Here is a 17344-nt window from a genome sequence, read left to right on the forward strand (position 1 = left end):
AGGGAATCACTACAGGCCGTTGACAATGTGTTCCGGCCGCTCTCCGGCGGCAACGCGGGCCACATTCTCCCACAGAATCCGATGGCCCTTCCGGAAAAAGGTGCGGGTGACGCCGGCAATGTGGGGCGAGTAGACAATCCTGTCCCGCAGCTCCTCCGGGATATCAATGAGGGGATGGTCCCTTGGCACCGGCTCCGGGGAGAGGGTGTCGATGCCGGCCCCGGCCAGACGCCCCTCCAGGAGGGCACAGCGCAGCGCCTCGGAGTCCACCACGTCGCCCCGGGCTGTGTTGATGAGGTAGGCGGTGGGCTTCATCCGGCCCAGGAAGGCGCTGTCCACCAGGTTGCGGGTGGAGTCGTTGGCCGGGCAGTGGAGGCTGACGATGTCGCTCCGCTCAGCCAGCTCCTCCAGGGGCAGGTAGGTGACGCCCCAGGAGCGCTCCTCCGCTTCGGTGCGGCGGTGGGGGGCGTTGTAGTAGACGGTGCAGCCAAAGGCATTCAGCCGCCGGGCCGTCTCCTTGGCAATGCTGCCAAAGCCCACGAGACCCACGGCGCACTCACCCAGCTCCGTCAGGGGCGAGAGCATCAGCTGGCGGAGAATGGGCGTCTCCTGTCCCTCCCGGGTGGCCTTGTCGTAGGGGATGGCCCGGCGCAGGAGCATCAGCATCAGCAGGACTGCCTGCTCAGCCACGGCTGTGGCGTTGCAGCCCGCCGCGTTGCAGACATAGATGTTCCGCTCCGCAGCGGCCTTCAGGTCCACCCGGTCAAAGCCCACACCCTCCGACTGGATCAGCTTCAGTTGGGGAAGGCGGTCCATCAGGGAGGCGGTGACCGTGTTGGTGGGGTTGACGCACAGAACCTCCGCCCCCTTGCCGGCCTCCGCCAGCTCCTCCTCCGAGCAGCGGAAGCTGCGGTAGACGGCCTCCGCCTGACGGGTGATGGGCAGGTCCGGGAGGAAGTGGCGGTAGTGGTCGGGCTTGCCTAAAATCAACAGCTTCATTTCAAATCCTCCCCTAAGCCGCCGGAGGGCGGCGTATCCAGCTTGCTTTCCTGGGCCATCTCCCGCCCTTCCGGTGTATCCGGAGTGCCTTCCTGGGCCGCACAGCTCTCCTCCTCCAGCCCCCGGGCCAACGCCACATCCCGGGTGGTAATCTTCATCAGGTCCTCCCGGGTCACCGTGTCCAGGGCGGCCAGACGGTTGGCCTGATTTACCAAAATGCGTTCAAAGAGGTTGCGCACGCCCCGGGCGTTGCCGAAGGAGATGGAATTGGTATTTTCCTCGGCGATGAACTCCCGGAGCTGCTGCTCCACGCCGTCGCCCAGCTCATAACAGCCCTTGTTGCACTGCATCTTGAAAATCTCCAGCATCTCGTCCACGCTGTAGTCGTCAAAGTGGAGAAAGCGGTTGAACCGGGATTCCAGCCCGGGGTTGGAGTGGATGAACGCGTCCATCAATCCGTCGTAGCCCGCCACAATGACCACCAGGTCGTCCCGGTGGTCCTCCATGGCCTTCAGGATGGTGTCGATGGCCTCCTGGCCGAAGTCGTTCTCCGCCCGCCCGTTGAGGGCATACGCTTCGTCGATGAACAGCACGCCGCCCAAGGCGGAGTCGATCACCTTGCTGGTCTTCAGGGCCGTCTGGCCCACATAGCCCGCCACCAGCCCGCTGCGGTCCACCTCCACCAGCTGGCCCTTGGAGAGGATGCCCAGGGAGTGGTAGATACGGGCCATGATCCGGGCGATGGTGGTCTTGCCGGTGCCGGGGTTGCCGGAGAACACCATGTGGAGGGAGAGGTCGGTGGTGGGCAGGCCGTTGTCCCGGCGCAGCTTGTAAACCGTCACCATGTTGATGAGGTTTTTAACCTCTTTTTTCACGGCGGCAAGGCCAATGTAGCCGTCCAGCTCTGCCTGGAGGTCCTCGATCTTCTCCGGCGGCGCCGCATCTTCCGCCGGAGGCGCCTTGGTGTCGTCGTTGCCGGTGGAGGCGGCGGAGCCTGGCTGGTCCTCCTCCTTCCGCACCGGCAGGGGGCTGCCCCAAAAGTCGGTGCCCATCCGGCTCAGATTGTGCTCCGACATGGTGCGGATAACGTCTAACTGCTGGAGGATGATCTCATCTTTTTTGCTCTTGTCCAAAGTAAAAGACCTTCTTTCCTCACTCCTGTCCCGCCAACAGGTCCGTATGGGCCACGGCGCGGAACAGCAGCGATGCGATGAAGCCGTTCAGCGCGCCGGAGGCCAGGGCCGCCGCCAGCAGAATCGGCAGGTAATAAAGTGGAGCTGAGTTGCCCAGGGTCAAAACGGCTGCCGCCACCTGGCCGCAGTTGTGGGCTGCAGCGCCGCCCATGGAGACGCCGAACACCGAGAGCAGGCGGCTGCGGCAGAGAATGCTCATCACCGCCATGGCGCAGACGCCGCCCAGGAGGGAGAAGATCAGGGCGGAGGCGTTTCCGGCGAAGAGAGCGCCCAAAAAGCACCGGCACAGCAGTATGGCAAAGGCCTGGGCCGGACCTAAGGCGTAGAGGGCGAACACGGTGACGATGTTGGCAAGGCCCAGCTTGATTCCCGGCAGGGGGATCAGAAGAGTCAGGGGCAGAAAGTTCTCCAGGTAGGAGAGGGCCAGCGCCAGGGCGGTGAGCACCGCGCATAAGGTCAGCTGACGGGTGGAACACTTCATATAGCCCGCCTCCTATCCGATGACCGCGTCCGCCCCGGAGGAGGCATCCCCCACCAGCTGGATGCTGATCCGGGCGGGCAGGCACACGATGCTCTGGCCGCTCCGGGTGATGGTTCCGGTGTGGACGCAGTCCTGGCTGGGGCAGTCGGAGGAGCGCACCCGGACGCCGGTCTCGCCGCCGGGGCAGAACTCCACCTCCAGGGTGTAGCCGTTGCTGGAATAAGTGCGCCGGGCGCTGGAGGCAAGGCTGACGCGTTCTGTCTCCGTGCCCTCGATGGACACAACGGCCGTCAGCGAGATGCTGGAACCCCGGCTCCACACCGCCGCGCCGCAGGCCACGGCAAGCGCCAGAACCGCCGCCGCCACCAGGATGTCCCAAGGACTGGGCTTCAGCTTAGGAGAGCGTTTCATAGACATAGGCACTGCCCTCCTTTGGTTCAAAGCGATCTGCGAGGCCCTCCGTAATCAGCACTCGGCCGTCCTCCGTCACCAGTACCATGTCGAACCCCCGGTCCCAGTCCGCCCCGTCCCAAAGGTCCACGGCCCCTTGCTCGCCCAGGACAAAGAGCGCCGTGGACAGAGCGTCGCAGACCGTGCCGCTGCTGCTGATCACGGTGACGGAGGTGAGGCCGCTGTCCGCCGGGTAGCCGGTGGAGGGATCGATGATGTGGTGATAGATGTGCCCAGCCTGTTCAAAATAGCGCTGATACCCGCCGGAGGTGACGGCGTAGGCATCCTCTAAAAGCAGCATGCCCACATAGTCCGCCGGATCGCCGGGGTCCCGGACCGCCACGCGCCAGGGGTCGCCGCCGGGCTTGGCGCCCTTGGCGTAGACATTGCCGCCCAAGGAAATAATGGCACTTTCCACTCCGTGGGCCTGTAGGGTGCGGGCCACCTGGTCCGAGGCATAGCCCTTGGCGATGCCGCCCAGGTCGATGGCCGCGCCGTCCGGCAGCTCCACCTGCTGCCCCGTGATGCGGATGCGGCTGCTGTCCACCAAAGGCAGCAGCCGGCCGATCTCCTCCTTGGTTGGGACGCGGTACTCCGCTTCCGTAAATCCCCAGGCAGAGGCCAGCGGGGCTACGGTGATGTCAAAGGCGCCGCCGGTGGAGGCGCTGAGCCGGACCGCCTCCTTCAGCAGTGAAGAGACCTCTTCGGTGGTCTCCTCCTCCTTTCCGGCGGATGCATTGAGGCGGGAGACCTCGCTGGTTTCGATGGTGCGGGAGAGAAGCTGCTCCAGCCGCTGAATCTCCTGGGTGGAGGCGCCGATGGCTTCGGCGGCGGAGGGGCCGTAAACGGTGAAATCCATGACCGTATCCATGGCAAAGATCTGAGCGGTCTGAGGGCCGCCCTCCGTTTCAGCGCAGCCGGAGAGCAGCAGAAGGGGCAAAAGAAAAGCGAGAAATTGTTTCATTGGATTACCTGCTTTCGGAAAATGCGGAATCAGGGCCGGAACAGAACCGGCGGCGGAAAACGCCCGGTTTGCCTTTGGAAAATACCATATCATATTTTTGCCCGCAGAACAACCAAAATCCCGGAACGGGCCTTGAAAAGGTAATCCTTGCAAAATAGGTGCAAGTCTGTTAAAATATAAGCCTATGCGAAATTGTTTCTGGAAAAGATTCCGCTTTTTTACAAATTTTCAGGAGGAATTGCTCCTCTTTTGATGGAGGCTTCGATATATGGCAAAGAAAACGAATCCCGCTTCTGCAAAGAATATCCGCAAGGGCAACGCCGTGTTCCACGCATCCATGGCCGTTTTTCTGGCCGGCTGCGCGGCGGAGATCTACCTGCTGTTCATCAACAAGTATTTGGTGGATGGCACGCTGGATCAGGTGCTGGCCATGGCCGAGGCGCTGCCCTATGTGATTTACGCCGGGCTCGGCGTGCTGGCCCTTGGCGTGGTGCTGCTGGCCCTTTGGTGGAAGCGGGGCGGAACGATGCGCAGGACTGCCGCATGGGTCGCCGGCGTGGGCGCGTTCGTGGCCGGCGCCACCTTCGTGTGCCTCCACTATGTGGCAGACGGGACCCGGGCTATGTGTGTGGCGGTCCCGGTGGTCATGCTGTTAGGCGTGGTGTTTTTGCTGTACCAGAGGGAGTGCTTTTTCAGCGTGAGCAGCCTGAGCCTCGCGCTCATCGGGCTTTACGCCTGCCGCCGCAGCTTCTAATGTGAAGATCGCGGCCTGCGTGCTGATCGCAGTGCTGGCGCTGCTGGTGGTCCTGGTCCGGGTGGCGGAGAAAAACGGCGGTAAGCTCAAGGGCATGCGGCTGTTTGCAAAGGAAGCGGACTACCTGCCGGTGTATAGTTCCATCGGACTTTCCGCAGCCAGCCTGGCCGTGACGCTGATCGTGAGCAGCGCGGCCTACTACGCCATGTGGCTCCTTGGCGTGGTGCTCTTTGCCCTGGCGGTCTACTACACGGTGAAGCAACTGTAAAGATAAGGTCAAAGCGCCCCGGAACGCAAGTTCCGGGGCGCTTTTTTCAGGTGTAGAAAAAGAGGAATTTCCGGTGTGGCGTCACAAAGGGACCCACAGTGAGCTCCATGCGGAGCTCAAAGACCCGCTGCCAGGGCAGGGTGACGGCTCCGATGCCGATGCCGCTGAGCCCCGCCGTCTCGTAGGGGGACAGGGAGGTGATGAGGTTGCTGTGGTTCAAGTTGAGGATCAGGTCGGCACAGGCCTCATCCAGGCAGGAGTTCAGCTGGGGCAGCACTGCATCCAAAGAGGTTCCGGTTTTGGCAAAGTTGTCCGGATCGCCGCCCAACTCGCCTTTGACGTATTGGGTGATGGCGATCTTTGCATCGTTTTTGTAGCAGATGTCCTTGATGAGGGAGTCGGCCAGGGTACGGACAAAGGCCTCCTCCTGGGCGGCGCTGCGGCTGCCGCCCAAGCTGAGGCACAGCCACCGGGCCACGGCGTTGGCCAGCGTGATGCCGGTGGCGTTGGCCAGGTCGTAAAATCCGGCGTAACCCAAGAGCGACCCCAGGTTGGCCTCTTTGACCAGCTTGCTTTGGAATGAGGTGCCGTAGGCGTTTTTGGCCGCGTCCATCAACGCGGTGGGGAGGCCGCTTTTTTCATTTTCCCGCAGCGCGCGGATCAGCTCGCTGCAGTAGCTGCCGCTCCTGGACGTATCCGCCGGGGCGGTGAGCACCAGGAGCTCAAAGTCGGCTGAATCGTCCGAAACTTTGGTGAGGCCCAGGTAATCGAGGTGGGCGTCCACGATCTCCGTCAGGGGCTGATGGTCGTAGTCGCTGGAAGCGCGCTCCTCGCTGCCGCCGAAATAACGCACCCGGACCGCAGGCAGCCGCCCCTGGAAGATGACGTCCTCGTACATGCGGCACAGGGCCAGCATACCGATCTCGTCGGCACCGGAGAGCACCGCGCCCCGGCCCTCCACGGCCTGGCGCAGAAAGCTGAGTTCGTTGGTCTGTATGCTGGCCGAGGGGGCGGAGTCGTCCACGCCGATGAGGAAATGGATGTTTTCCTGATCCTCTGTGGCGTCAAGGACGGAGGAAATGAGCCGGAGTTTTCGCTCCCGGGCTTGGAGGTAGTCCTCCACCGCGCCCTCAGTCAGGCCGTCGGGTATGGGCACCGTGCCGGACTGGGCGGAAAGGGGATAGGTGTCGACGATGTTGCAGATGGTCAGCGCATTGTTGCTGAGGGTGGGGCGCTCCGCCATGCCGTAGGAGCGCAGGGCCTCATAGCCGGCCAGATCAAACCCGTCATACCCCACGGTGGGTGCCAGCCGCATCACCGTGTCCAGCAGATAGACCTGGTTGGCGGAGTCGGCACAAAGAGGCAGCAGGAACCGCTTCACCGCCTCCTCTTCACTGAGCGCGGTGCCGTCGGAGAGGAGGATGGGATCGGAGCCGGTCATGGACCGGGAGCTGACCAGGCCGCCGGAGAGCAGCTGATCCAGCGACAGGATAAAGAGGTCACAGCCCGCTGCATCCTGCTCCGCCACCCACTGCCACAGGGCGCCCCGGTCGCCGTAGGCGGTGCCGCTGGGATTGCGCTCCTGGCCGTCCAGGCTGGTGTGGTAGAGGCCCTGGTCCGGCAGCAGAATTTCAAAGCCCAGGGACTGGGCCAGGTAGACCGCCCGGTCCGAATTCACCGGCCGGTCGTCTAAAGGAACGTAGGCCACCGTTCCGGAGGAGGGGGCCTGGTCGGGATAGGAGACCGGCTCACCGCCGCAGCCGGTCAGCAGCAGCGTGAGCAGCAGACAGAGAAGCTTCTTCATAATCAGTTCCTCAAAACAGCCTGCATGAAGCATCATGCAGGCTGTGGGTTTGGTTATTACAGGCCGAAAGCCCCTAAGTTCAGTCCGCCCGTTGCCCGGGCCATGCTGTTTTGCATGGCCTCGTCCGCCTGGCGCAGCGCTTCGTTCACGGCAGAGACCACCAAATCCTGAAGCATCTCCACATCTTCGGGATCCACGGCGTCGGGCTGGATGGTCACGGAGAGCACTTCCTTCTTGCCGTTGACCTTGGCACTGACCACGCCGCCGCCCACGCTGGCGGAGAACTCTGCCTCCTCCACCTGGGACTGAGCCTTGGCCATCTCCTCCTGCATCTGCTGGATCTTTTCCTGCATTTCCTGCTGGCGCTGGGCGCCGGTTGGTTTCATACTGCCGTTGCTGAAGCCGCGGCGTGCGCTGTATGACATAGTCTTACTCTCCTTGCTTACTTAATCTGGAAGCTGTCAAACTTGCTTCCGAAGTCAATCAAATTCTTCATCCGCTCCTCCGGGGAGGGTTCGGCGGTCTGGCCAAGGACAAAGGTCAGCCGCACCGGCTTTCCCGCAAGCTCTGCGGCCTGGGCAATGAGCACGCCCCGGACCCGGTCCGTGTCCAGCCGGCCCTTTGTTAGCTCGTCGGGGCAGGTCACCGTCAAAAGGCCGCCGTCTAAAGTGCCTGTGACCTTGTCCAAATAGACCCGGTTCATGGCGGGCAGCTGGCCCTTACACTCCTCCGCCAAACGCTGCCACCAGACATTGGCACCGGAGGGGGGAGCGGCTTTCGTTTGAGGCGCGTCAGGCTCCTGCGGGACAATGGGCGGTTCCTCCGGAAGGGGAGGACGCTCCTCTACCACTGTCTGAGCCGATGGTTCTTCCCAGGGCGGGGGATCATAGGCAGGCGGAACACCATCCGGAGCCTCCGGGACAGGCGGGGCAATATTCGTTTCCGGAGCGGTCCCCGGGTTTGGCGGGGCAGACGGCGCGGCGCGGGAGAGGGAGGTCTGCAAAACGGCAGGCATCTGCCGGACCCGCTCCTCCAGCCGGTCCATCCGGGCGCAAAGCGCGGTCAGGTCTCCGGTCAACGACTCGTCACAAAGCCGCAGCAGGCACAGCTCCGCGTCCGTGCGGCGGTTGGCGCTGCGCAGCAAATTGGCCGTGGTCTCCTGCAGCGTGGTGGCCAGATAGATGAGCTGCCGGGCGGAGGCGGTTTTGTCCAGCGCGTCCAGGGTGCGGCTGTCGTATCCGCCGGAGAGCAGCGCGGCGCCGCCCTCGGGCGCGGTCTTGCGCAGCAAAAGATCCCGGGTCAGGGTGGAGAGTTCGCCCAAAACGGCGCCCACATCCTTGCCGCTGCCGTACAGCTGGTTCAGCAGCAGCAGGGCCGACTTGGCGTCTTTACGGAGGATGCAGTCCATCATCCGGGCGGTCTGAAGGTTGCCGGCCAGCCCCAGCACCTCCAGTACGGCATCGGAGTCCACGGTGCCTCCGGAGGCCGCGCACTGGTCCAGCAGGGAGAGCGCGTCCCGCAGCGCGCCGTCGGAGAGCCGGGACAGCAGCTCGGCGCCGTCGCCGGTCAGATCGATCTGCTCCTGGCCCGCCACATAGAGGAGGCGCTGTTCAATGTCTTTTGGCGTGATGCGCTTAAAGGAAAACCGCTGGCACCGGGAAAGAATGGTGGCCGGCACCTTGTGGAGCTCCGTGGTGGCCAGGATGAACATCAGATGCTCCGGGGGCTCCTCCAGAATTTTCAGCAGCGCGTTGAAGGCCGGAGTGGACAGCATGTGCACCTCGTCCACGATGTAGACCCGCTTTTTCACCTGGGCCGGGGTGTAGATGGCCTCGTCCCGCAGGGCGCGGACCTGATCCACGCCGTTGTTGGAGGCGGCGTCCAGCTCCAGAACGTCCAAAAAGCTGCCGTTCTCGATCCCTTTGCAGGAGGCGCACTCATTGCAGGGGTCGCCGTTTACCGGATGCTCGCAGTTGACCGCCTTGGCCAGGATTTTGGCACAGGTGGTTTTTCCCGTGCCCCGGGTGCCGGTAAACAGGTAGGCGTGGGAGGTGCGGCCTTCACAGACCTGCTTTTGCAGCGTCTGGGTAATGTGGGACTGGCCCACCACGTCGGAAAAGGTCTTGGGCCGCCATTTGCGGTACAGCGCCTGATACATGTGAGAACCTCCCTTCCAAAAAGGCAGAATCAGTCCTTCGTATGCAGCTGCGGACCCGGCACCCTCGCGGCACATAGGAGATCCCGCTTAATGCTGCTCGGTTCCCCGCCTGACATGGTTCGCAGGCTCCCATTGCGCGAGACCGACTCCGCAGCTGCACGCGGAGGACTGATTCAGAATAAAAATAGTGTACTATAAAAGAAAGAAATTATCAAGGCGAAAATATCTCCCAGTGCAAAAAATCTCCTTTACAACTTTAAAATTTATGGTATAATATCACCTGTCGCCGGGTGAGAACCATGCGTTTGGCCAGGGCGATTGTTCCGTTGCATGGGCTCGTAGCTCAGCTGGGAGAGCGTACGGTTCGCATCCGTAAGGTCGAGGGTTCGATCCCCTTCGAGTCCACCACGTCGGAGCAAGCGTTTTATCGCTTGCTCCGACTTTTTTTCAAAGCCGCATCTTAATATGCACTGAAACACCATATCGCACATCGAAACCCGGCGGCAGCTGCCGGATGTAAGATCTGCCGAGCTGGTGTTCAGCGGCCGCTGATTTTTAATACTGAGAAAAACCATCCTGTTGGCAATCAAAATTGCCCGGGTATTGCCGGGTATCACGACAGGCTGTAAAAGGCACAGGGCCGATTTCGGCTCTGTGCCTTTTTTCAGATCTTCCTGGGGCCTCGCGATTTTTTGATATCCTTTAGGCGCGGCTTCCCTTTTTCCGGGCGGGCAAGGCCGGGGCCGCCAGGCGCGGCGTCCGCTGGTCAGCAGGAGTACCACTTAGAGGGTCCGGCTCCTGCACAGCCAGCTGAAAATCAATCAAAGCTGTTCCTCCTCCGCGTCCCAAAAGGGCAGGATGCCTCCACTGGTGAAGAACCGGTCCAGCCGGCCCATGATCCAAACCCCAAACAACACCGCGCAGGCAAGCCCCACCATCAGCACCAGATCCGTCATACGATCACTTCCTTGCTGTAATTGTACTGCGATCCGCATATGCGGAGGGTTAGCGTTCCGTCCGGCACATTAAAAGCGCGTAAAGCCGCGAAAACAGCCGGCCGCGATTCAAATTTTATCCGGCCACTGACCCCCGAACTTGTCCTACGGCGCATGGCGCTGAGCGGGGATGGGGGCCGTGCGGAACAGCGCATCTCTTGCTTTTTTACATCGCTGTGGTAAGATTTTATGGAACAGAAGACCGGGCGGACAAAACGGAGGCGGAACATGGGCAAATGCAGGGTGTGGACCAAGCAGCATAAAAGCGTATGGGAGCAGTTGGAGCGTTACGGGCGCTACACAGTAAAACGGGAGTATGTGGCCCTGGCCCTGGAAGAACACACGGACCTTGTGTTAGAGGCCTACGACTGGCTGGTGCGCAACAGCCCCGACGCGTCCTCCCGTCCCGCCGACGCGGAGTACCCGGTATGGGTCTCCTACCGCCGGGACGCCGCCATGCTGCCGGACCGGGACAGCGTGATGCTGGAGCTGACCATAGACGAGAAACGCATCACCCCCATCCACGTCTCAAAGTGGGGGACGATCCTCAACTTTTCCTATATCCCCGCCGACAGCGGGGATGCAAAGCGCCATTCGAAGCTGTTGGCAGAGTACGGCGTCAGCGACGCAAAGGCCTATCTGTCCCGGTTTTACCCTGAGATCAAGGAGGAAATCGTGGACAGCTGGAAACGCCTGTTTGACGACAGCGTGCATTTGGGCAGCGAGCTCAGGTACGGAACCATCTGGGAGGTGAGGCGCGAATGGGTCAGCCGTGTGACACGATAAGGCTTTACTCCGCCCAGGCCGACGCGGTGCTGCAGGTTTTGGAGCGGGATGGAGTCTCCTTTTCCAAAGCGGAGTATGTCCGGGGCAAATACGGGGAGAGCGCTCCCATCTTCCTCACCGCCTACTCCTGGTTTGTGAGCCGGATGGAGAAGATCGTGCCCAGGCCCCAGGGCGCGGAGTTCCCCTACTGGGCCTTCGGCGCGCTTTACAGCGTGGATCGGACGGGCACGGGAGAAACGCTGGCCCTGGATGTGCCCCTTGACCAGGCGGTGCTTTTTGACCTGTACGACTGGAACAAGATCATGCAGCTTCGATACCTTGGAGAGGACGAGCAGGAGGAGCGGTTGTTTCAAAGGGAGCTTGCCCGCTGCGGCCTGCGGGAGACCGACGTGATGCTGACGGGGTTCCACCCTCAGTGGAAGGAGCGGGTTTTGGAGAGCTGGGAGCGGCTGTTCCGCCACCATGACCGGATTCGGAAAGGGGATTTGAGCGGCGTGGGGGGCGTGCAGGCCGGGCTCTGGCAGATCAGGAGCGAGTGGATCAGACGGTAGCGGGTTCCGCCGCTCAGCAAAAGAAAAGCATACGGCGCGGCTGACTGCCGCGCCGTATGCTTTTCTTACTCTATGCGTGCAGAAACTTTTGCAGATTCCGGTTCTCTCCCAGGATATAGATGGTCTCGTCGGACTGGAATATGTGGTTGGGCCCCGGCATGGGTTCCAGGAGGCCGCCCCGCCTGGTGGCCAGGATATTGATGTGGTATTTCTGCCGGACCGCCAGCTCGATGACGGACTTGCCCACCCAGGCGGAGGGGACGGCTGTTTCGAAGATGGAGTAGTCCTGGGTCAGCTCTATGTAGTCAAAGATATGGTCGCTGCTGTAGCGGACCGCCGCCCATACGGCCATCTGCTTTTCCGGGTAGACCACATCGTCCGCTCCATTTCTCAGCAGGAATTTGGCATGGACGTCCCGGGTGGCCCGGGAGAGGACGAAGGGGGCGCCCTGCTCCTTCAGCAGCGCGGTGGTCTCCAGGGAGCTTTGGAAGTCGTCGCCGATGGCCACCACGCAGAGATCGAAGTTCCGCACACCAAGAGAGGCGATGAACTGCTCATCCGTCCCGTCACCGATCTGGGCGTTGGTCACATAGGGCAGTGCGCTGGTGACCCGCTTTTCATCCTTGTCCACAGCCAGCACCTCGTGGTGCAGGTCTTTGAGTTTTTGGGCCATGTGGCGGCCGAAGCGCCCCAGGCCGATCAGTAAGACAGATTTCATATTGGCTCCTTTCTCATCACCCCACGGTCACCCGCTCCTGGGGGAACTGGGTCATGGCGGCCGGTGTGCCGGAGGTTACGGCGTAGATCATGGTCAGCCCGCCCACACGCCCGAAATACATCAGGACAATCAGGATCAGCCGGGAGAGGGCGGACAGCTCCGGCGTGATGCCCAGGGAAAGGCCCACGGTTCCGATGGCGGAGGCGGTTTCGAACAGAGCGGCCATCAGCGGCACATCGTCGATACAGCAGATCAGGACTCCACCTGTCAGGAACAGCAGCAAGTAGAGGAGGAAAATGGCCGCCGCGCTGTGCAGCGTCTCGTCGGGAATCCTGCGCCCAAAGCACTGGGCGCTGCCCCTGCGCCGGAAGACGGCATAGGAGCTGAGCAGCAGAACCGCCAGCGTGGTGGTCTTGAAGCCGCCCGCCGTGGAGCCCGGCGAGCCGCCGGTGAGCATCAGAAGGATCATGAGAAGCTGGCTTGGCTGGCTCAGCCGCCCCAGGTCCACGGTGTTGAACCCGGCGGTTCGGGGCGTGATGGCCTGGAAAAGGGAAGCCGCCGCACGCTGGCCAAAGGAGAGACCCTGCCACTGAGGCTGACGGAACTCAAACAGGAATAAAAAGAGGAACCCACCTAAGACCAGCGCAAAGGTGGTGGTCAGGATCAGCCGGCTTTGAAGGCGGAAGGACCGGAGGCGCAGGCCATGCTCCCGGAAGTCGTGCCAGGTGAGAAATCCCAGCCCGCCCAGCACGATCAGCGCGGATATGGTTCCGCTGACCAAAAAATCCCCTGTGTAGCCGGTGAGGGAGGAGAAGGCGCGCCCCCCGGCGCCCATCAGGTCGAAGCCGGCGTTGCAGAAGGCGGAGACGGAGTGAAAGAGCCCATACCAAAGCCCCTTGAAGAATCCAAGCTCGGGGCAAAAGCGCAGCGACAGCAAAACTGCACCGGCCGCCTCAATCAAAAACGCGGTTTTCAGGATGAACCGGGTCTGGCGGACAATACCGCCCACCTGGGGCGCGGAGATGGATTCCTGCATAATCCAGCGCTGGCGCAGGCCGATCTTCTTCCCGGTGAAGATGGAGATGGCCACCGCCATGGTCACAACCCCCATGCCGCCCACCTGGATCAGCAGCAGGATCACCGCCTGCCCAAAGGGCGACCAGTAGAGGGCCGTGTCGTGGAGCACCAGCCCGGTGACGCAGGTGGCCGACGTGGCGGTGAACAGGGCGTCCAGGAAGGAGGCCCCGGCACCCTCCCTGACGGCGAAGGGCAGCATCAGCAGTGCCGTGCCAGCAAGGATCAGGGTGAAAAAACCAAGGATGATGATTTGGGCCGGTGTGACGCGGTCATTTTTCCAAAACGGCATGGGACTCCCTCCCGGATGATCCGGGCCCTGGTTCGCCCGGTCTGATGATACGCATCCGATCTGACCCCATTGTACCATCTGGCGGATGAGGATGTGGTTAAAGAAACCGGCAGTGCATTAACACCGCATAAAGATCGGCCTTAATATAATTTTAATGGATGATGTAAAAAGCAAATGCGGCGCTGATGGGACGTGTGCTATACTGTAGGTGTAATCATGAGGAGGTGTGAAATGGAGCAGAAACGACCGGATTTTCAGGTGCCGCCCCTGGAGGACTGGCAGCCGGAGGGACGCGGCGCCGGCAAGCTGAAGATTTTTTTCGGCTATGCGGCAGGCGTCGGCAAGACATACGCCATGCTGGAGGCGGCCCACCGGGCCAGGGACTCGGGCGTGGATGTGGTGGCCGGGTACATCGGGCCCCACACGCGCCCGGAGACCATGGCCCTTCTGGACGGGCTGGAACTGCTCCAGCCAAAGGAGATCGAATGCAGGGGAACCCTGCTGCGGGAGTTCGATCTGGACGGTGCCCTCCGGCGCCGGCCCCAGCTGATCCTGGTGGACGAGCTGGCCCACACCAACGCGGAGGGCTGCCGCCATGTCAAGCGTTATCAGGATGTGCAGGAGCTGCTGCACGCCGGAATCAGCGTCTACACCACCGTCAACGTACAGCATCTGGAGAGCCTGAACGACGTGGTGGCCTCCATCACGGGCGTCACGGTGGCCGACCGGATACCAGACCACGTATTTGACTCAGCCAGCCAGGTGGAGGTGGTGGACCTGGAACCCGCCGACCTGCTGGAGCGGCTGCGCTCCGGGAGGATTTACGGGGAGCGCCGGGCCGGCAGCGCCATGGCCCGCTTCTTTACGGAGAAGAACCTGGCGGCCCTGCGGGAGATCGCCCTGCGCCGCAGTGCCGACCGTCTGGAAAGGGCGCCTAATTTGGAGGGGGAGCGGGTGCGCTCTGCAGAGCACATTATGATCTGCCTTTCCGGCGCGCCCACCAACGCCAGGGTCATCCGCACCGCCGCCCGCATGGCGGAGGCGTTTCACGGGGCTTTTACCGCGCTTTATGTAGAGACGCCGGCCCTTGCCGGGCAGAGCGAGGCGGAGCATGGACGGCTCCAGGCCAATCTCAGGCTGGCGGAGGAGCTGGGGGCCCGGATCACCACCGCCTATGGGGAGGACCCGGCGGTTCAGATCGCGGAGTACGCCCGGATCAGCGGCGCCTCCAAAATTGTCCTTGGCCGCAGCCCCCAGAAAAAGAACCCTTTTCTTCCAGGCAAAAGCCTGATGGACCGGCTGGGAGAGCTGGCCCCGGACCTGGACATCTACATCATCCCGGATCAGCCCCGACAGAAGCGGCGCTTGACCGCCCCCCACAGGGAGCGCTTTTCCCTGAAGGACACGCTGAAGACCCTGGGCATTCTGACTCTGTGCACTGCGGTGGGCTATCTCTTCAAGGGGCTTGGGCTCACCTCGTCCAACATCATCATGGTGTACTTCCTGGGCGTGCTGATGGTTTCCATGGTCACCACAGGCCGCAGCTACAGCCTGGGCGCGTCGGTGTTCGCGGTGCTGATTTTCAACTTTTTCTTCACCTATCCCTATTTTACACTGATGAGCGATCCCAGCTATATCGCCACCTTTGCCGTCATGCTGGCAGTGGCGCTCCTGAGCAGCTCCCTGACCACCCGCATCAAGCGGCAGGCCATCCTGAGCGCCCACAAGGCCTACCGCACGGAGGTGCTGCTGGAGACCAGCCAAAAGCTCCAAAAGGCGGAGGACGCGGAGGCCATTTTGGCGGTGAGCGCCGCGCAGCTGGGTAAGCTCCTGGAGCGGGACCTGGTTTTATATCCGGTGGAGGAGGGCAGAACGCTGTTGGAGGCCAGGGCCTTCCCCATCTCCGGGGACGGCGACCTGAGTGACTGCCTCACCGGTGCCGAGCGGGCCGTGGCCCAGTGGGTGATGCAGAACAACAAGCACGCCGGGGCCACCACCAATACGCTGCCCGGCGCAAAGTGCCTCTATATGGCTGTGCGAGGCTCCGACCGGGCCCTTGCCGTGGTGGGCATTGCCATACGGGAGGGCAGAAAGCCGGACGCCTTTGAAAAAAACCTTATGGTGGCAATCCTGGATGAATGCGGCCTGGCGCTGGAAAAAGAGCAGATGATCCGCGCCAAGCGGAAGATTGAGGAGACCGCACGGCAGGAGGCACTGCGGGCCAACCTGCTGCGGGCCATCTCTCACGACCTGCGCACCCCTCTGACCAGCATCTCCGGAAACGCCGGGATTCTGATGGAGGGCAGCAGCATCTTGGACGACGGAAAACGAAGGGAGCTGTACTGCGCCATCTACGACGACGCCATGTGGCTCATCAACCTGGTGGAGAACCTGCTGTCCATCACCCGCATGGAGGACGGCACCGTGCGGCTGAACATGCAGCCTGAGCTGTTGGAGGAGGTGTTTCAGGAGGCTCTGGCCCATCTGGACCGCAACGCGGGCAGGCACCATATCTCCGTGGAGCTTGAGGACGATCTGCTGATGGCCGATCTGGATGCCCGGCTCATTGTGCAGGTGGTCATCAACATCGTCAACAACGCCGTCAGCTATACGCCGGAGGGGTCTTGCATCGTCCTGAGCGCCAGACGGACCGGACCGGAAATCCTGGTCCGGATCGCGGACGACGGACCGGGCATCTCCGACGAGGCAAAGGGCCGGCTCTTCGATATGTTCTACACCGCGGACAACGCCCGCGGAGACGGCAGGCGGGGCCTGGGGCTGGGGCTCTCCCTCTGCAAATCCATCATCGCCGCACACGGCGGCGCCATTTCAGTGACCGACAACCAGCCCCACGGGGCGGTATTTTGCTTTACACTGCATGCATCGGAGGTGAACGCGCATGAATAAACCGCAGATTTTGGTGGTGGAGGACGACATGGCTGTGGGCAACCTGATCGCAACCACCCTGGAAACACAGAACTACCAGTATCACCGCGCCAAAAACGGGGCGGGCGCGGTAATGGACGCACTCTCCTACCGTCCGGACGTGGTGCTGCTGGACCTGGGGCTTCCGGATATGGACGGCGTGGAGGTCATCCGTAAAATCCGCGCCTGGAGCAATATGCCCATCATTGTGGTCTCCGCCCGCAGCGAGGACACCGACAAGGTGGCCGCCCTGGACGCGGGCGCAGACGACTACCTGACCAAGCCCTTTTCCGTGGAGGAACTGCTGGCGCGGCTTCGGGTGGCGCTGCGCAGGGTGCGCTACGACAGCGGAAAGACCAGCGAAGAGGCCGCCACCTATGAGAACGGGGCGCTGAAGATCGACTATGCCGCCGGATGCGCCTACCGCGGCGGGGCGGAAATCCACCTGACGCCCATCGAGTATAAGCTTCTGTGCCTGCTGGCGAAGAACACCGGAAAAGTGCTGACCCACAACTTCATCCTCAAGGAGGTCTGGGGAAGCGCTTCCGCGTCGGATACCCCTTCGCTGCGGGTGTTTATGGCCACGCTCCGCAAAAAGCTGGAGGCGGATCCCAGCCATCCCCAGTACATCCAGACCCACATCGGTGTGGGGTACCGGATGCTCCGACAAAAGCCGGAGTGCGGCCGGGACGGGTGAGAGGAGCGGGCCGTGCGGAAAAGGAGACTGCCTCAGGGAGCTGAGCGGCTGCCCGCGCCATATGACCGCGTTTGGCTGCGCGCCTGCTGAGCATATTTTTTCTCGTAGGATTCCCGGGCCGGAAGGATACGGCCCGGGAATCCTGCTTTCTATTTTCAGAAAAAGCGCTTTTTCTTTTCTGGAGTGCCGTACAATAAATGGGAGCCCGGGTTTGCGCTCCGGTCCCAAAGACAGC

The 17344-nt window shown here is 62.2% G+C and carries 18 protein-coding genes, 1 tRNA gene and 1 other RNA gene; 7 read left to right on the forward strand and 13 right to left on the reverse strand.

The genetic code is table 11. The annotated features are described in order from the left end of the window. Window positions 1–9: 9 nt before the first annotated feature. Genes H8790_RS13575 through H8790_RS13595 form a run of 5 tightly spaced genes read right to left on the reverse strand, consistent with a single transcriptional unit; the run spans window position 10 to window position 4087 of the window. Window positions 10–999: a 2-hydroxyacid dehydrogenase gene (locus tag H8790_RS13575; RefSeq protein ID WP_187333046.1), complete on the reverse strand. Its 990-nt coding sequence runs from the start codon at window positions 997–999 to the stop codon at window positions 10–12. Beyond that, window positions 996–2132 carry an AAA family ATPase gene (locus H8790_RS13580; RefSeq protein WP_187333047.1) on the reverse strand — a complete coding sequence of 379 codons (1137 nt, stop codon included), beginning with the start codon at window positions 2130–2132 and terminating at the stop codon, window positions 996–998. The genes H8790_RS13575 and H8790_RS13580 overlap by 4 nt, the downstream gene beginning before the upstream one ends. Before the next feature lie 19 nt (window positions 2133–2151). Further along, complete coding sequence (locus H8790_RS13585; RefSeq protein ID WP_187333048.1) at window positions 2152–2673, reverse strand: Gx transporter family protein; 522 nt, start codon at window positions 2671–2673, stop codon at window positions 2152–2154. Between the two features lie 12 nt (window positions 2674–2685). Further along, the gene (locus H8790_RS13590; protein ID WP_187333049.1) at window positions 2686–3090 is read right to left on the reverse strand and encodes a NusG domain II-containing protein; all 405 of its coding nucleotides are present in this window, start codon (window positions 3088–3090) and stop codon (window positions 2686–2688) included. Then, window positions 3068–4087 (reverse strand): FAD:protein FMN transferase, encoded by a 1020-nt coding sequence (locus H8790_RS13595; RefSeq protein ID WP_187333050.1) that lies wholly within the window; start codon window positions 4085–4087, stop codon window positions 3068–3070. Before H8790_RS13595 ends, H8790_RS13590 begins: the two co-directional genes overlap by 23 nt. Window positions 4088–4355: 268 nt before the next feature. On the opposite strand from H8790_RS13595, the gene H8790_RS13600 reads away from it, so the two are divergent. Both H8790_RS13600 and H8790_RS13605 read left to right on the forward strand, forming a co-directional pair. After that, entirely contained in the window at window positions 4356–4841 is a 486-nt protein-coding gene (locus H8790_RS13600; protein ID WP_187333051.1) for a hypothetical protein, read from the forward strand. A 1-nt stretch (window position 4842) separates the two neighbouring features. Further along, complete coding sequence (locus H8790_RS13605) at window positions 4843–5109, forward strand: hypothetical protein (protein ID WP_187333052.1); 267 nt, start codon at window positions 4843–4845, stop codon at window positions 5107–5109. A 46-nt stretch (window positions 5110–5155) separates the two neighbouring features. Here the strand turns inward: H8790_RS13605 and H8790_RS13610 are convergent, their stop codons facing one another. From H8790_RS13610 to ffs, 4 genes are all read right to left on the reverse strand, one after another. Further along, window positions 5156–6913, reverse strand: a complete 1758-nt coding sequence (locus tag H8790_RS13610) for a DUF4127 family protein (RefSeq protein WP_187333053.1) — start codon at window positions 6911–6913, stop codon at window positions 5156–5158. 56 nt (window positions 6914–6969) lie between these two features. Continuing rightward, entirely contained in the window at window positions 6970–7338 is a 369-nt protein-coding gene (locus H8790_RS13615) for a YbaB/EbfC family nucleoid-associated protein (protein ID WP_187333054.1), read from the reverse strand. Between the two features lie 17 nt (window positions 7339–7355). Then, window positions 7356–9071, reverse strand: a complete 1716-nt coding sequence (dnaX, locus tag H8790_RS13620) for a DNA polymerase III subunit gamma/tau (protein WP_187333055.1) — start codon at window positions 9069–9071, stop codon at window positions 7356–7358. Window positions 9072–9120: 49 nt separating this feature from the next. Then, window positions 9121–9220: signal recognition particle sRNA small type (ffs, locus tag H8790_RS13625), an RNA gene on the reverse strand. 183 nt (window positions 9221–9403) lie between these two features. Between ffs and H8790_RS13630 the strand changes: the two genes are divergently transcribed. Next, window positions 9404–9479: transfer RNA gene (locus H8790_RS13630), tRNA-Ala, on the forward strand. Window positions 9480–9773: 294 nt separating this feature from the next. On the opposite strand, the gene H8790_RS14015 is transcribed toward H8790_RS13630, so the two are convergent. Together H8790_RS14015 and H8790_RS14020 are read right to left on the reverse strand one after the other, a co-directional pair. Then, window positions 9774–9896, reverse strand: a complete 123-nt coding sequence (locus tag H8790_RS14015; RefSeq protein ID WP_256404142.1) for a hypothetical protein — start codon at window positions 9894–9896, stop codon at window positions 9774–9776. Next, complete coding sequence (locus H8790_RS14020; RefSeq protein ID WP_256404143.1) at window positions 9893–10027, reverse strand: hypothetical protein; 135 nt, start codon at window positions 10025–10027, stop codon at window positions 9893–9895. The genes H8790_RS14015 and H8790_RS14020 overlap by 4 nt, the downstream gene beginning before the upstream one ends. Before the next feature lie 267 nt (window positions 10028–10294). Between H8790_RS14020 and H8790_RS13635 the strand changes: the two genes are divergently transcribed. Continuing rightward, complete coding sequence (locus H8790_RS13635; RefSeq protein ID WP_187333056.1) at window positions 10295–10852, forward strand: DUF3841 domain-containing protein; 558 nt, start codon at window positions 10295–10297, stop codon at window positions 10850–10852. Continuing rightward, window positions 10828–11403, forward strand: coding sequence for a DUF3841 domain-containing protein (locus H8790_RS13640; protein WP_187333057.1), 576 nt, complete (start codon window positions 10828–10830; stop codon window positions 11401–11403). Before H8790_RS13635 ends, H8790_RS13640 begins: the two co-directional genes overlap by 25 nt. A gap of 70 nt (window positions 11404–11473) precedes the next feature. Here H8790_RS13640 and H8790_RS13645 read toward each other — a convergent pair whose 3' ends face one another. Both H8790_RS13645 and H8790_RS13650 read right to left on the reverse strand, forming a co-directional pair. Then, on the reverse strand, window positions 11474–12121 hold the full coding sequence (locus H8790_RS13645; protein WP_187333058.1) for a potassium channel family protein: 648 nt from the start codon (window positions 12119–12121) through the stop codon (window positions 11474–11476). 16 nt (window positions 12122–12137) lie between these two features. Beyond that, a complete protein-coding gene (locus H8790_RS13650) occupies window positions 12138–13487 on the reverse strand; it encodes a TrkH family potassium uptake protein (protein ID WP_187333059.1) in 1350 nt (449 codons plus the stop codon). Between the two features lie 231 nt (window positions 13488–13718). Here H8790_RS13650 and H8790_RS13655 point away from each other — a divergent pair, with 231 nt between their 5' ends. Together H8790_RS13655 and H8790_RS13660 are read left to right on the forward strand one after the other, a co-directional pair. Further along, a complete protein-coding gene (locus H8790_RS13655; RefSeq protein WP_187333060.1) occupies window positions 13719–16394 on the forward strand; it encodes a sensor histidine kinase in 2676 nt (891 codons plus the stop codon). After that, a complete protein-coding gene (locus tag H8790_RS13660; RefSeq protein ID WP_187333061.1) occupies window positions 16387–17109 on the forward strand; it encodes a response regulator in 723 nt (240 codons plus the stop codon). The genes H8790_RS13655 and H8790_RS13660 overlap by 8 nt, the downstream gene beginning before the upstream one ends. Window positions 17110–17344 lie beyond the last annotated feature (235 nt).

The organism is Oscillibacter hominis, from assembly GCF_014334055.1.
GTDB lineage: Bacteria > Bacillota > Clostridia > Oscillospirales > Oscillospiraceae > Oscillibacter > Oscillibacter hominis.

Excerpts from the sequence above, each read along its gene's own strand:
- H8790_RS13600 (WP_187333051.1), top strand. The coding sequence starts at position 4,356 with ATGGCAAAGAAAACGAATCCCGCTTCTGCAAAGAATATCCGCAAGGGC.
- H8790_RS13615 (WP_187333054.1), bottom strand. The coding sequence starts at position 7,338 with ATGTCATACAGCGCACGCCGCGGCTTCAGCAACGGCAGTATGAAACCA.
- H8790_RS13610 (WP_187333053.1), bottom strand. The coding sequence starts at position 6,913 with ATGAAGAAGCTTCTCTGTCTGCTGCTCACGCTGCTGCTGACCGGCTGC.
- H8790_RS13650 (WP_187333059.1), bottom strand. The coding sequence starts at position 13,487 with ATGCCGTTTTGGAAAAATGACCGCGTCACACCGGCCCAAATCATCATC.
- H8790_RS13575 (WP_187333046.1), bottom strand. The coding sequence starts at position 999 with ATGAAGCTGTTGATTTTAGGCAAGCCCGACCACTACCGCCACTTCCTC.
- H8790_RS13645 (WP_187333058.1), bottom strand. The coding sequence starts at position 12,121 with ATGAAATCTGTCTTACTGATCGGCCTGGGGCGCTTCGGCCGCCACATG.
- H8790_RS13655 (WP_187333060.1), top strand. The coding sequence starts at position 13,719 with ATGGAGCAGAAACGACCGGATTTTCAGGTGCCGCCCCTGGAGGACTGG.
- H8790_RS13660 (WP_187333061.1), top strand. The coding sequence starts at position 16,387 with ATGAATAAACCGCAGATTTTGGTGGTGGAGGACGACATGGCTGTGGGC.
- H8790_RS14020 (WP_256404143.1), bottom strand. The coding sequence starts at position 10,027 with ATGACGGATCTGGTGCTGATGGTGGGGCTTGCCTGCGCGGTGTTGTTT.
- H8790_RS13585 (WP_187333048.1), bottom strand. The coding sequence starts at position 2,673 with ATGAAGTGTTCCACCCGTCAGCTGACCTTATGCGCGGTGCTCACCGCC.
- dnaX (WP_187333055.1), bottom strand. The coding sequence starts at position 9,071 with ATGTATCAGGCGCTGTACCGCAAATGGCGGCCCAAGACCTTTTCCGAC.
- H8790_RS13635 (WP_187333056.1), top strand. The coding sequence starts at position 10,295 with ATGGGCAAATGCAGGGTGTGGACCAAGCAGCATAAAAGCGTATGGGAG.
- H8790_RS13595 (WP_187333050.1), bottom strand. The coding sequence starts at position 4,087 with ATGAAACAATTTCTCGCTTTTCTTTTGCCCCTTCTGCTGCTCTCCGGC.
- H8790_RS13640 (WP_187333057.1), top strand. The coding sequence starts at position 10,828 with ATGGGTCAGCCGTGTGACACGATAAGGCTTTACTCCGCCCAGGCCGAC.
- H8790_RS13590 (WP_187333049.1), bottom strand. The coding sequence starts at position 3,090 with ATGTCTATGAAACGCTCTCCTAAGCTGAAGCCCAGTCCTTGGGACATC.